Raw genomic sequence first — 12,334 nt, 5'->3', positions numbered from 1 at the left:
GGCTCACGCCCCCATCGCGATCATCCTGTTCAGGGCTTCTTCGGGGATGCTGACGAACCCGAGGAACTGCCGCATCGGCAGGGACGCGACCATCTGCAGCATCTCGGCCTGCTCCTCGGCCTGGCGGGCCTGCTCCTCGCTCAGGCCCGCCATGAGGGTGCGCATGAGCTCCGGCCCGACGACCGGGTGGGCGAACCAGTCACCGACCGGAGTGTCCAGGGACAGTGCCTTGACGATGACGTCACCGGTGAGGGTGATGGTCTGCTCGGCCACGACGGTGGAGGCGTCCTGCCCGATCTGGACGGCGTACTCCCCCGCGGCGACCGTCCAGCGGCCGAGTTCGACGTCGTAGTACGCGAACGCCCGCCGGTCCAGGGCCAGTTCGACGCGCCGGGACTCTCCCGGCTGGAGGAAGACCTTGGTGAAGGCGCGCAGTTCGCGGGCGGGGCGGCGCACCGGACCGGCGGTCGTGGCGACGTAGACCTGCACGACGTGCCCGCCCGCCCGGTCACCGGTGTTGGTCACGGTGACCGCCGCGGTGGCGGTGTCGTCACCGGTGACGGTGACTTTCAGGTCACCGGTGGTGAACACGGTGTAGGACAGGCCGTGGCCGAAGGGGTAACGCACCGCGCGTCCCACGGTCTCGTAGTAGCGGTAGCCGACCATGACGCCTTCGCCGTACCGCGCATGCCCCTGCTCGCCGGGGAAGTTGAGGTAGGCCGGGGTGTCTTCCAGCCGGAGCGGGATCGTCTCGGCCAGTCGGCCGGAGGGGTTGGCCACGCCGAACAGGAGGTCGGCGAGGGCGCCTCCCCCGGCCTGGCCCAGCAGCCAGCCCTCCAGGATCGCGTCGACGTCGTCATGCCAGCCCTCCAGGGACACCACTCCACCGTTGGACAGCACGACGACGGTGCGCGGAGCGGCGGCGGCGACGGCGCGGATGAGCTCCACCTGGTCGGCGGGCAGGTCGAGATGTTCGCGGTCGACTCCCTCGGACTCCTCGGCCACCCCGGCGAACACGACGGCGATGTCAGCCTCCGCCGCGGCCCGCACCGCCTGCTCGCGCAACTCCAGCGGATCACCGGAGCCGTCGGCGGCGTATCCCCGCGCGTAGGCCACGGTCTGGCCGCGGCTTCCAGCGAGCACCTGGATTTCCTGCAGCGCGGCATCGACGCGGGTGGCGTTGATGCGGGAGCTGCCACCGCCCTGATAACGCGGTTCTGCCGCGAACTCGCCGATGACGGCGATGCGCCGCGTCCGCTCGGTGATGGGCAGAGTGGCGCGATCGTTCTTCAGCAGCACCGCGCAGGCGGCGGCCAGCTCCCTGGCCTCGGCGTGATGGGCCTCGGCGTCGAATTCGCCCGTCGCCGGGGAGACGCGCTCGGCCAGCACTCGCATCCTGCGAACGCTCTGGTCGACGACGGCCTCGTCCAGTTCCCCGTCGCGGACCGCCCGCACGACCTCGGCGTCGTCGACGCCTCCATTGCCGGGCATCTGCAGGTCGAGCCCCGCCGCCAGAGCCGCGACCCGGTCGTAGACGCCGCCCCAGTCCGAGACCACGGCCCCGTCGAAGCCCCACTGCTCGCGCAGCACCTCGGTCAGCAGCCACCGGTTCTGCGAGGCGTACACGCCGTTGATCCTGTTGTAGGAGGACATCACCGTGGCCGGCAGCGCCTCGGTGACGACGCGTTCGAAGGCGGGAAGGTAGATCTCGCGCAGGGTGCGCTCGTCCACGTCGGCGCTGACCCGCATCCGGTCGGTCTCCTGGTTGTTGGCCGCGAAGTGCTTGACCGACGCGCCCGGCCCCTCGGCCTGCAGCGCCCGCACGTGCGCCGACGCCAGGACGCCGGACAGGAGCGGGTCCTCGGAGTAGTACTCGAAGTTGCGCCCGCACAGCGGGGACCGCTTGATGTTCACCCCCGGCCCCAGCACGACGCCGACGCCGAACGCGCGCGCCTCCCTGCCGACGGCCGCGCCCACCCGGGCGGCGATCTCGGCGTCCCAGCTGGAGCCCACCGCCACGGCGGGCGGAAAGCAGGTGGCCGGAAGGCTCTCGTTGATGCCCAGGTGGTCGGCGTCCCCGGTCTGGCGGCGGATCCCGTGCGGACCGTCGGTGAGGACGATCGAGGGGACGCCCGCCTCCTCGATCGGCTCGGTGGACCAGAAGTCCCGCCCGGACAGCAGGGACGCCTTCTGCTCCAGCGACAGCTCGTCTGACATCGGAAGGTCGCCTTTCCTAGGGGATGGGGTCGAGGAGATCAGCGGACGGACCGGACGCGCAGGACGGTCAGGCCGCCCAGTACCGTGAAGGCGGCGGCCACCAGGTACAGCAGGGTGTAGTTCTTCTCCCCGCCGGCGCCGACCGCGAGGAACAGCGGCGCGGCGAGAGGGGCCAGGGCCTGCGGGACCGTGGCGGCGAAGCCGATGACGCCCATGTACCGGCCGGCGTCGGTGCCGCGGTCGGGGAGCACGTCCAAGGCCAGTGCCTGATCCACCGAGGAGAAGGCGCCGTTGCCCAGGGAGCACAGCAGGGAGCCCGCGAACAGCATCGGCACGGCCGACGACAGCGCCATGGTCACCGCGCCCGAGGTGAACAGCAGGGCCGCCACCATGACCAGGATGCGGCGGCGGCCCAGCCGGTCGGACAGGAGGCCCCCGCCCACCGCGCCCAGGGCGGTGGCCGCGACGCTGCCCGCGGACAGCACCGCGATCGTGCCGGCCACCTCCTTGACCGTCACGTCCAGCCGGGAGGCGAAGAAGAACACCGTGTAGGTGGTGTTGAAGGTGACGCCGAACATGAAGATGAACTTGCTGAGCCAGTTCCAGGCGAAGTCGGGGTTCCGGCGGGGGCTGAAGACGTACTTCAGGGCGATCGAGCGGACCGTCAGGGGCTCGGCGAACATCAGGCCGCGGCTGTCGTCCTCGGGGACGAACCATACGAACGACGTCACGGCGATCACGCCGATCAGGCCCGGGACCAGGAACAGCAGGAGGGAGTGGTCCACGAGCCCGCCCGCGATGACGACGCCCAAGACGGGCGCGGCCATGGTGGAGAAGCCGCACAGCCCCGCGACCTTGCCGCGCTGCGAGTGCGGAAGCCTGTCGGCCTGCGAGGCGAGCAGGGTGTTCAGGACCGCGCCCCAGCCGAGCTGCGTCAGGCACCATCCCAGACCGAGCGTGATGATGTCGGGGGCCCACGCCATCACGAAGAGCGCGGGGACGCCGACGGCCATACCCCCGACCAGGAACGGCCGACGGCGGCCGAACCTGCTGCGGGTCCGGTCGCTGAGGGCTCCCACGAGAGGGCCCTTGATCATGCTGACGAACGCGCCCGCGCCGGTCACGTAGCCGAGGTACTCCTCATGGCCGGGGGCGATCTCCTCCACCCTGATCGTCAGCGAGATCGCGATCGGGGTGATGAAGGCCATGTACACGCCGAACTGGGCGAACACCATGAGCCAGATGTAGGAGGCGCCGACCGGGGACGGCTCCTCGAAAACCGGACCCCTCTTCTCGGCGGTCTCGGGCGCCGTGGACGGACCGCCTCCGGGACTCGGCTTCATGGGGGACCTCCCGGGTTCACAGGCACGGGCGCGCTCCGGAATCTGTACTTGAGCGCGCAAGTTGTGAAACGGGATGTTAACGGCGACCCACTTGCGCGCGCAAGCTGCGTCTGTGGCAAGCTCACCCGGGCCGGGAGGACGACGAGCGGAAGGGCCTGCATCTCCATGAACCACCGTTTCCCGCGCTGGGTCTACGCGGAGGGGACCGAACCCGATCCCCGTTTCACCCTCGCCAACGAGCGGACCTTCCTGGCGTGGGTCCGCACGTCACTCGCCCTGATCGGCGGCGGGATCGCCCTGGAGGCGCTGCCGCTCCCCCTCCAGCCGGCGTTCCGCGCCGCCGCCGCACTCCTGTTGCTGCTGCTGGGCCTGCTCGTTCCGGTCCTGGCCTGGCTCTCCTGGGCCGTCGCGGAACGGCGGATGCGCCGCCGGGAGCCGCTGCCCTCCTCGTGGGTGACGGCGCCGCTGGCGATCGGCGTGTCCGCGGTGGCGGCCCTGACGGTGCTCGGCGCCCTGACACGATGAGAGAACGGCGGATCTTCGACCCTGGCCTGCAGCCCGAACGCACCGAACTCGCCTGGCGGCGGACCGGCCTGGCCCTGGCCGCGGGCTGCCTGCTGTCGATGCGCGCGCTCTCACCGCTCCCGGGCGCGTGGTCGGCGGCCGTCGGACTGGGCAGGCTCGCCCTCGCCCTCGCAGGTCTGGCGTCGGCATCACGCCGGTCGCGAAGAACGCGGCTCTCGCTGCTCACCGGGACCGGCTCCCTGCCCGGCGGCGGGCTGCTCCTGCAGACCGCCGCACTCGTCTCGGCCCTGGCGGCACTCGGACTCGGCTACGCCGTGCTGTCCTGAACCGGGTGGGACGACGCTTCCCGCACGGCTTCAGGAGCCGGAGCGGACGAGACCGGTCTCGTAGGCGATGACGACGAGCTGGGCCCGATCCCGGACGGCGAGCTTGGCCATGGTGCGGTTGATGTGGGTCTTGACGGTGAAGCGGCTGATGAAGAGGCGTTCGGCGATGTCGTCGTTGGACAGGCCGGCGGCCACCAGGGTCAGGACCTCGCGCTCCCGGGGGGTGAGGGCCTCGAGCCGCTCGGGCGTCCGCTGCAGGGAGGCGGTGGGCTGGGCCAGGTAGCGGGCGATGAGGCTCTTGGTGGCGGCGGGCGAGAGCAGGGCCTCGCCCGCGGCGATGACGCGGATGGCGGTGAGGAGGTCGGCGGGGGTGACGCCCTTGCCGAGGAAGCCGCTGGCGCCGGCGTGCAGGGCCTGGGCGACGAACTCGTCGACCTCGAAGGTGGTCAGGATGAGGATCCGCACCCCGGCGAGCCGCTCATCGGAGGTGATCATGCGGGTGGCCGCCAGGCCGTCGAGGTCGGGCATGCGGATGTCCATGAGCACGACGTCCACCGGGTGGGCCAGGGCGAGGTCGACGGCCTCGCGGCCCGTTCCCGCCTCCGCGACGACCTCCATGTCGGGTTCGGAGTCGATCAGGAGGCGGAAGGTGCCGCGCAGGAGGGCCTGGTCGTCGGCGAGCAGGACGCGCAGAGTCATGTGGGCGTTCCTTCGGCTGTGCTGAGAGGCAGGGTGGCGCGGAGGTGGAAGACGCCGTCGGGTCCGGTGTCCGCGTGGAAGGATCCGCCGGCGGCCTCGGCGCGCTCGCGCATGCCGATGAGCCCGTGGCCGGTGCCCGCTCCGCGCCGGGCGGGATGGGCGCGGTTGGCGACGGTGATCTGCAGGACGTCGTCGGTGTAGGCGAGCCGGAGGTCGGCGCCCGCGCCGGTCCCGTGCTTGCCGGCATTGGTGAGGGCTTCCTGGACGATGCGGTAGGCGGCCAGGTCGGCCGTGCCCGTCAGGGGCCTCGCCCGGCCTTCCCGGGTGAGGCGGATCTCCATGTCCGCCTCCCGGAAGGAGTCCAGCAGGTCGTCCAGGCGGGTGAAGCCGGGGGCGGGCTGGAGGCTGGGGGGAGGATCGTCGTCCTGGCGCAGCAGCCCTACGGTGGCCCGCAGCTCCTCCAGCGCCGTGCGGCTGGTGTCCCTGATGTGGCCCAGCGCCTGGTATGCCTTCTCGGGATCCTTGCGCAGCAGGTGATGGGCGACACCGGCCTGCGCGTTGACCAGGGTGATGTGGTGGGCGACCACGTCGTGCAGTTCTCGGGCGATGCGTACGCGTTCCTCCCGCACACGGCGCCGCGCCTCCTCCTCGCGGGTGCGTTCGGCCTGTTCCGCCCGTTCCTCCACCTGGGCGAGGTAGGCGCGGCGGTTGCGCACCGCCTCGCCGAGGATGACGGCGAAGGCGACGCAGTCGACCGGCAGGAGGACGGCGATGGTCAGGCCTCCACCCGGTTGCAGCACCCAGGTCAGGGCCAGGCCGAGGGCCGCGGCGGCTCCGGTGATCCAGACGACGCGGCGTTCGGCCAGGGTCGCCAGCGTGTACAGCGCGACCATGCCGGCCATCGGCACCCAGTTGCGGTCAGGCGGGACCACGAGCAGGACGCCGTCGGCCAGGACGGTGATGACGGCCGCGGCCAGAGGGCGGCTCCGGCGCCAGAGGAGCGCCAGGCTGCCGATGGCGATGGCGAGGAGGCAGAGGAGATAGGGCCGCTGCCAGTGCACGCCGTCGGTGGAGGCGATGGCGCCCTGCACCACCAGAACCAGCGATGCGGGCAGAGAGGCATGCCGGAACCACGCACGGTGCGTGAATCCGATACGGGTATGAGGCGAAATCGCCTGATCAGAAGGCCACATGGCAACAGTCCTCCTCGCCGGGCACCGACCGTACCCGCAACTCGCGCCGTTCGAAGACGGCATCCGAGCCCGCGGCGGGCCGGAGGGCTCCCTCCGGCCCGCCGCGGGCGGATTCCTCAGCCGACGGAAGAGGTGATCTCCTTCCTCTCCCCTGCGGGAAGGCCGTGCTCGGCGTCCTCCCCGCCCTCGACCGAGAAGTGCGGCAGGCGGCGGTCCAGCAGGCCCGGCAGCCACCAGTTGGCCCTGCCGGTCAGGTGCATCAGGGCCGGGACCAGCATCATGCGCAGCAGGAGGGCGTCCAGCACGACGGCGACGGCGAAGCCCACCCCGAACTGGGCGATCATCCGCATCCCGCCGCCGGCGAACGCCGCGAACACGCAGAACATGATCGTGGCGGCCACGGTGATGACCCTGGCGGTGTCGGCCTGGCCCACGCGGACCGCGCGCCGGTTGTCACGGGTGCGGGTCCACTCCTCGTGCATCCGGCTCACCAGGAAGACCTGGTAGTCCATGGACAGGCCGAACATCACCCCGACGACCATCACCGGGACGATGGCCTCGACGGGTCCCGCCGAGCCGGCGCCCAGCAGTTCCGAGCCGAAGCCGTGCTGGAACACCACCACGATCGCGCCGAGCGCGGCGCCGATGGTCAGCAGGTTCATCACGGCCCCGATCGCCGGGACGAGCAGGCTGCGGAACGCCAGGACCAGCAGCAGGAAGCCCAGGACCACGATCACACCGATGAACAGGGGCAGCTTGCCGATCAGCACCGAGGCGAAGTCGGCGTTGGCGGCGGTGACGCCCCCCACGTAGACCTGCAGGCCGCTGCCCCGCTCGGCCCGCGGGACGACGTCCTGGCGCAGGCGGTCGATGAGCTCGGCGGTCTCCTCGGACTGGGGCGAGCCGTCCGGCACCACCGTGATCACCCCGAGGTCCCGGCCCGGGAGCATCGGGGCGGCGTCGACCCGGGCGACGCCCTCGACCGAGCCGAGGTCCTCCGCCAGGGCGCCGAACCGGGCCCGGTCCTGGGCGGCGGGCGCCTGGGCGACCAGCAGCAGCGGCCCGTTGAAGCCGGGCCCGAAGCCCTCGGCCAGCATGTCGTAGGCCTTGCGGCTGCTACTGGAGGCGGGGTCGTTGCCCGCGTCGGCCGCGCCCAGGCGCATGGACAGGCCCGGCAGCACGACCAGCCCGATGAGGACCAGGGCGACCGCGGCCGTCGGCCCGGGCCTGGCCTGCACCAGCCCGGCCCAGCGCGCCCACCGGCCCGTCGGCTCATGGGACCGCTCCAGGCGGCCCTGGGCGAGGGCGCGGCGCTGGGCGCGGCCGAGCACCCGCGTTCCCAGCACGCCCAGCACGGCGGGCAGGAGGGTGACGGCGGCCAGGACGGTCAGCGCGACCGTGATCGCCGCGCCCAGGGCCATGCCGTTGAGGATGCCGATCCCCAGGGTGAACATGCCGAGCAGGGCCACCATCACGGTCAGCCCCGCGAAGACCACCGCACGGCCCGAGGTGGTGACCGCCTTCTCGGTCGCCCGCGCGACGTCCATGCCGGCCATCAGGGCCCGGCGGTGGCGGTCGACGATGAACAGGGCGTAGTCGATGCCCACGCCCAGGCCGATCAGCGCGCCCAGCGTGGGCGTGGTCTCCGGCAGGTTCATCACATGGCTGAGCAGGATCACGGCGAACAGGGCGGTGCCGACGCCCGCGCCCGCCGTCAGCACCGGCAGCACCGCGGCCCACGCGGAGCGGAACATCAGCAGCAGCACCACCAGCGCCGCCCCGATGCCGATGATCTCGCTGGAGTGCGAGAGCGCGAACCCTCCTTGGAAGGCCTGGCCTCCCAGCTCCACCTCGAGGCCGTCCGTCCGTGCGCCGGCCGCGATGCCTTCGACCCGCCGGACGTCCTCGCCGGCCAGGTCCTCGCCGCTCGCGGAGAACGTGACCGCCGCGTACGCGGTGCGGCCGTCGGGGCTGACCTGCGCGGCTCCCCGCGGGTTGTAGGGGCCGGCCACCGACGCCACTCCGGGTGCCTGGGAGATCCGCTCCAGCGCGGAGCGCATCCGCTCCTTGACGGAGGCGTCCCGCACGCTCCCCTCGGAGACCCGCCACACCACCGTTCCGCCGGTCCCGGAGGCCGCCGGAGCCTCCCGGGCCAGCAGGGAGGCGGCGATGCTCGACTCGGTATCGGGCATGTCGGACTCGAAGGTGTAGCGGGAGCCGGCGGACATCGCCCCCGCCCCCAGCACCCCGATCAGCCCGAGCCAGAGCAGGATCACCGGCATCCGGTGGGCATGGCACCACCGGGCGATCACAGACACGTCAGTCCCCCAGAGAAGGTGTCGTAAGAAAGGAGGCCGGGTGGGTCGGTCCCCTCCCGAGCGCGTCCTTCAAGACTCTCCTGGTCGACTCCCGTGCGTCGTCACACCACCGCAGGCATCCGCCCGTACTGCGGAAGCAGTACGGGCGGATCGGAGCGCGGTGATCACCCGCCTCGGCTCACTGGTGGGCGCCGCCGTCGACGCGGATCTCGGTGCCCGTGATGAAGGCGGCGTCGTCGGAGACCAGCATCGCCACCACTCCGGCCACCTTCTCGGGTCCCGGGATCCCGCCCGGCAGGGCGGGGGACAGCTTGAGGAGCAGCTCCCAGTCGGTGTCCGCGGGCATCAGGTCGCCGATGTTGTCGGTGATCCCGCTGCTGATCCCGCCGGGCACCATGTTCACCGCGCGCAGTCCCCGCTTGCCGTACTCCTGCGCGAGGCTGTGGGTGAAGGAGGCGACGCCGCCCTTGCTCGCCGAGTAGGCGGCCATGAACGGGTGGGCGAAGAAGGCGGAGGTCGAACTGAAGTTCACCACCACCCCGCTGCCGCTCTCCAGCAGGTGCGGAAGCGCCGCCCGGGTCATCAGGAAGGTACCCGTCAGGTTGACCCCGATGACCCTGTTCCACAGCTCCAGCGAGCACTCGTGGGTGTGAGCGCCGCGCAGGATCCCCGCCGCGTTCACCAGGGCGTCCAGGCCTCCGAACTCGGCGGCGGCCGCGCTCACCGCGCCGGCCGCCGACGCCTCGTCGGAGACGTCGACCCTGTGGGTGGTGATGCGGTCGCTGCCGGCCAGGGCCTCGGTCTCCTTGAGCCCGTCGTCGGAGACGTCGGCTGCGGCCACGCGGGCGCCTTCGGCCAGCAGGCGCAGGACCGTCGCCCGGCCGATGCCGGATGCCGCTCCGGTGACCAGGATCCGCCGGTCGGTGAGCCGTTCCATTGACATGACCTCTTTCTCAGGTTTCTAGGTTTTCCGGGTCGGTGGGAAGGGCTCGTCAGGACGCCGTCGCTGCGCCGGCTTCGACCTCGTCGAGCTTGGCGGTGCGCGGGATCAGCAGCGCGACCAGGACGCCGACGGCCACGAAGGCCACCGGCAGCAGGTAGCCGTAGGTGAAGCCCTTGTCCTGGTAGAACTGCGTGCCCTGCAGCACCGTGCCGTGCTGCGCCATCACCACGAACAGCAACTGGGTGACCACGCCGGCCACGACTCCTTGGAGCAGGCCCTGCATTCCGTTGGCCAGGGCCTGCTCCTTCGGCGTCACCGCCTCGATGATCAGGATCGGCACCAGGGCCGAGATCGAGCCCATTCCGAGGGCGAACGGGATAGCCGTGAGCACCAGCTGAGGGACGGTGTAGTGGTACTGCGACATGAGCACGAGCCCCCCGCCGCCCAGGACCGCCCCCGCGACCAGCAGCAGACGGGCGTCGATCCGCCGGGCGAGCACGCCCGTGGCGACCGCGGCGGCCAGGAGCAGGACGCTCGAGGGGATGCCGATGACCGCCAGCTTGGTGGCGGAGAACCCGAGCCCGTCCGAGACGCCCGGGATCTTGGGGAACAGCCCGAGGAGCTGGGAGACGGTCCCGCCCGCGAAGACCGAGGCGGCGATGATCGAGGTGGCGAGGAGCGCCGTCCAGACCTGCCGCCTGGCCAGCATCCCGAGGTCGAACATCGGATTCGGCACGACCTTCTCGACGATCAGGAAGAGGACGAGGGCGACGCCGCCGCCGGCCAGGAAGCCGATCGTCTTCCCGCTCGTCCAGCCCCACTCGGCGCCTTTGCCGATGGCGTAGACGACCGCGGTCATGCCGCCGCCCAGGAGCAGTCCGCCGGCCCAGTCCATGCCGGTGCGCTCCCCTCGGACCGGGCTCTCCGGCACGACGAAGATCAGGAGCACCAGGCTCAGCGCCGTGGCGAGGACCAGGAACCACAGCACGCCGCGGAAGCCGAAGTCGTCGATCAGCCAGCCGGACAGGAACGGGCCGCCGACGGCGACCACGCCGACTCCGGCGCCGATGAGGCCGCTGGCGACACCGACCAGCCGCGGCGGGAAGAGGTCCCGGGTGATCGCGAACACCAGCGCCCCCACCGCCCCGTAGACGCCGGCCAGGCCGCGGCCGATCAGCAGGACCTCGTAGGTCGGGGCCAGAGCCGCGATCAGGTCGCCGATCAGGCCGAGGGCGGTGACGACGAGCATCAGGCGCCGCTTGCCGTACAGGTCGGCGGCCTTGACGACGAACGGGGTGGCGAAGGTCGCCACCAGGGCCGTGATGAGGGTGAACCACGCGATCTGCGTCGTGTGGAAGTGGAGGGCGACATCGGCCTGGGCGTTGCCGGCCAGCAGCCCGATCATCGGCAGCAGCTGGGCGGGCCACAGCAGGGCGAGCAGCAGGACGGCCAGGCGCGGGCCGAAGCCTGTCCGGCCCGCCCGCGGCGGACTGTCGGGTGAGGTCATGGGGGGCTCCTCGTGGGGGGGGTGGGGGGGGTGAGGGGTCAGATCAGCCTTCGTCCGCTCCGGAGCGCTTCACCGCGTCTGGAGGGCGTTCGTGCGGGCGATGCCGCCGAGCCACGCCAGGCTCGGCTTGGGACGGCGTTCGAAGGTCTCCCGGTCGACGGCGACGAGTCCGAACGTCGGCTCCCAGCGGCCCCATTCGAAGTTGTCCAGCAGGCTCCAGTGCAGGTAGGCCCGCACGTCGATCCCGTCGTCCATCGCGTTGCGCAGCCCCTGGAGCGCCGCCTTCGTGTAGGCGATGCGGCGCTCGTCGTCGGGGGTGGCGATCCCGTTCTCGGTGACGAGAATCGGCACGCCGCCGAGCACGTCATGGGTGTGGCGGACCGCGATCTCGAGCGCGTCGGGGCGGTACGCCCAGCCCATCAGCGTGTTGTCGGGGTGGTCGGGGTGGGGGACGACGCCGTTCTCGTCCACGGGCTGGCTGGTGTAGGACTGCACGCCGACGTAGTCGTCATCGCGGGCCGCCTTGAGGTACATGTCCTCCCAGATCCACTGCACCTCGGCGTGCCTGGCCTCCGCTCCGGGGGCGGGTACGAGCGCCTGGTTCGCCACCGTCCACCCCGTCTTCGCGCCGACCGCGTCGCGCACCAGGGGCGCGGTCGCGCGATGGGCCTCGATGAGGGCCTCGCCGATCTCGGAGTCGGGCAGGGCGCCGACCAGCTGGTAGTCCTCGCCCCGGGCGACGCGGCGCAGCTGGCCGTGGTTGACCGCCAGGACGTTGGGCTCGTTGATGGTGCACACCCACTCGACGCCGTCGAGGATCGTGCACGCCTGCTCGACGTAGCGGGTGAAGTCCTCGACCGCGTGCTCGCCGAGCCACCCCCCGCGCTCTCCGAACCAGATCGGGTGGGTGAAGTGGTGGAGGGTGACGACCGGGTTCAGGCCGAGCCGCCGGGCGGTGTCGATCATGCGGCGGTAGTGGGCCAGCACCGCGCGGGAGAACTTGCCCGGGCTGGGCTCGATACGGGACCACTCGATGCTGAACCGGTAGGCGTTGAAGCCCGCTTCGGCGAGCAGGCGCATGTCCTCTTCGTACCGGTGGTAGCTGTCCAGCGCGTCGCCGCTGAACTGCACGCCGTAGTCGGCGGCGGTGTGCTCGAGCTGCCACCAGTCGTTGTTGAGGTTGTTGCCCTCGATCTGGTGCGCCGCGGTGGAGGCCCCCCAGAGGAAGCCGTCGGGGAATGAGCGGGTCACAGGAATTCCTTT

The 12,334-nt window shown here is 71.6% G+C and carries 10 protein-coding genes; 2 read left to right on the top strand and 8 right to left on the bottom strand.

The window, feature by feature from the left end:
* Positions 1-3: 3 nt before the first annotated feature.
* Together C2865_RS22325 and C2865_RS22320 are read right to left on the bottom strand one after the other, a co-directional pair.
* Entirely contained in the window at positions 4-2,217 is a 2,214-nt protein-coding gene (locus C2865_RS22325) for a glycoside hydrolase family 3 C-terminal domain-containing protein (protein WP_106400487.1), read from the bottom strand.
* 38 nt (positions 2,218-2,255) lie between these two features.
* Positions 2,256-3,560 carry an MFS transporter gene (locus C2865_RS22320; RefSeq protein ID WP_198653500.1) on the bottom strand — a complete coding sequence of 435 codons (1,305 nt, stop codon included), beginning with the start codon at positions 3,558-3,560 and terminating at the stop codon, positions 2,256-2,258.
* Between the two features lie 165 nt (positions 3,561-3,725).
* On the opposite strand from C2865_RS22320, the gene C2865_RS22315 reads away from it, so the two are divergent.
* Together C2865_RS22315 and C2865_RS22310 are read left to right on the top strand one after the other, a co-directional pair.
* Positions 3,726-4,085, top strand: coding sequence for a YidH family protein (locus tag C2865_RS22315; protein ID WP_106400486.1), 360 nt, complete (start codon positions 3,726-3,728; stop codon positions 4,083-4,085).
* On the top strand, positions 4,082-4,411 hold the full coding sequence (locus C2865_RS22310) for a DUF202 domain-containing protein (RefSeq protein ID WP_106400485.1): 330 nt from the start codon (positions 4,082-4,084) through the stop codon (positions 4,409-4,411). The genes C2865_RS22315 and C2865_RS22310 overlap by 4 nt, the downstream gene beginning before the upstream one ends.
* 30 nt (positions 4,412-4,441) lie before the next feature.
* On the opposite strand, the gene C2865_RS22305 is transcribed toward C2865_RS22310, so the two are convergent.
* From C2865_RS22305 to C2865_RS22280, 6 genes are all read right to left on the bottom strand, one after another.
* Entirely contained in the window at positions 4,442-5,110 is a 669-nt protein-coding gene (locus tag C2865_RS22305) for a response regulator (protein WP_106400484.1), read from the bottom strand.
* Positions 5,107-6,204 carry a sensor histidine kinase gene (locus tag C2865_RS22300; RefSeq protein WP_157963868.1) on the bottom strand — a complete coding sequence of 366 codons (1,098 nt, stop codon included), beginning with the start codon at positions 6,202-6,204 and terminating at the stop codon, positions 5,107-5,109. The genes C2865_RS22305 and C2865_RS22300 overlap by 4 nt, the downstream gene beginning before the upstream one ends.
* A gap of 215 nt (positions 6,205-6,419) precedes the next feature.
* Entirely contained in the window at positions 6,420-8,621 is a 2,202-nt protein-coding gene (locus tag C2865_RS22295) for an MMPL family transporter (RefSeq protein ID WP_106400482.1), read from the bottom strand.
* 178 nt (positions 8,622-8,799) lie between these two features.
* Positions 8,800-9,564 (bottom strand): SDR family NAD(P)-dependent oxidoreductase, encoded by a 765-nt coding sequence (locus tag C2865_RS22290; protein WP_232835756.1) that lies wholly within the window; start codon positions 9,562-9,564, stop codon positions 8,800-8,802.
* 49 nt (positions 9,565-9,613) lie between these two features.
* A complete protein-coding gene (locus C2865_RS22285; protein ID WP_106400480.1) occupies positions 9,614-11,071 on the bottom strand; it encodes an MFS transporter in 1,458 nt (485 codons plus the stop codon).
* A gap of 69 nt (positions 11,072-11,140) precedes the next feature.
* Positions 11,141-12,322: a glycoside hydrolase family 1 protein gene (locus C2865_RS22280; RefSeq protein ID WP_106400479.1), complete on the bottom strand. Its 1,182-nt coding sequence runs from the start codon at positions 12,320-12,322 to the stop codon at positions 11,141-11,143.
* Between the last annotated feature and the right edge of the window lie 12 nt (positions 12,323-12,334).

Origin of the sequence: Actinocorallia populi (genome assembly GCF_002995495.1) — a bacterium.
Classification (GTDB): Bacteria; Actinomycetota; Actinomycetes; order Streptosporangiales; family Streptosporangiaceae; genus Actinocorallia; species Actinocorallia populi.
The sequence above is the reverse complement of the archived record's forward strand: the minus strand, read 5'-3'. Positions and strand labels throughout refer to the sequence as shown.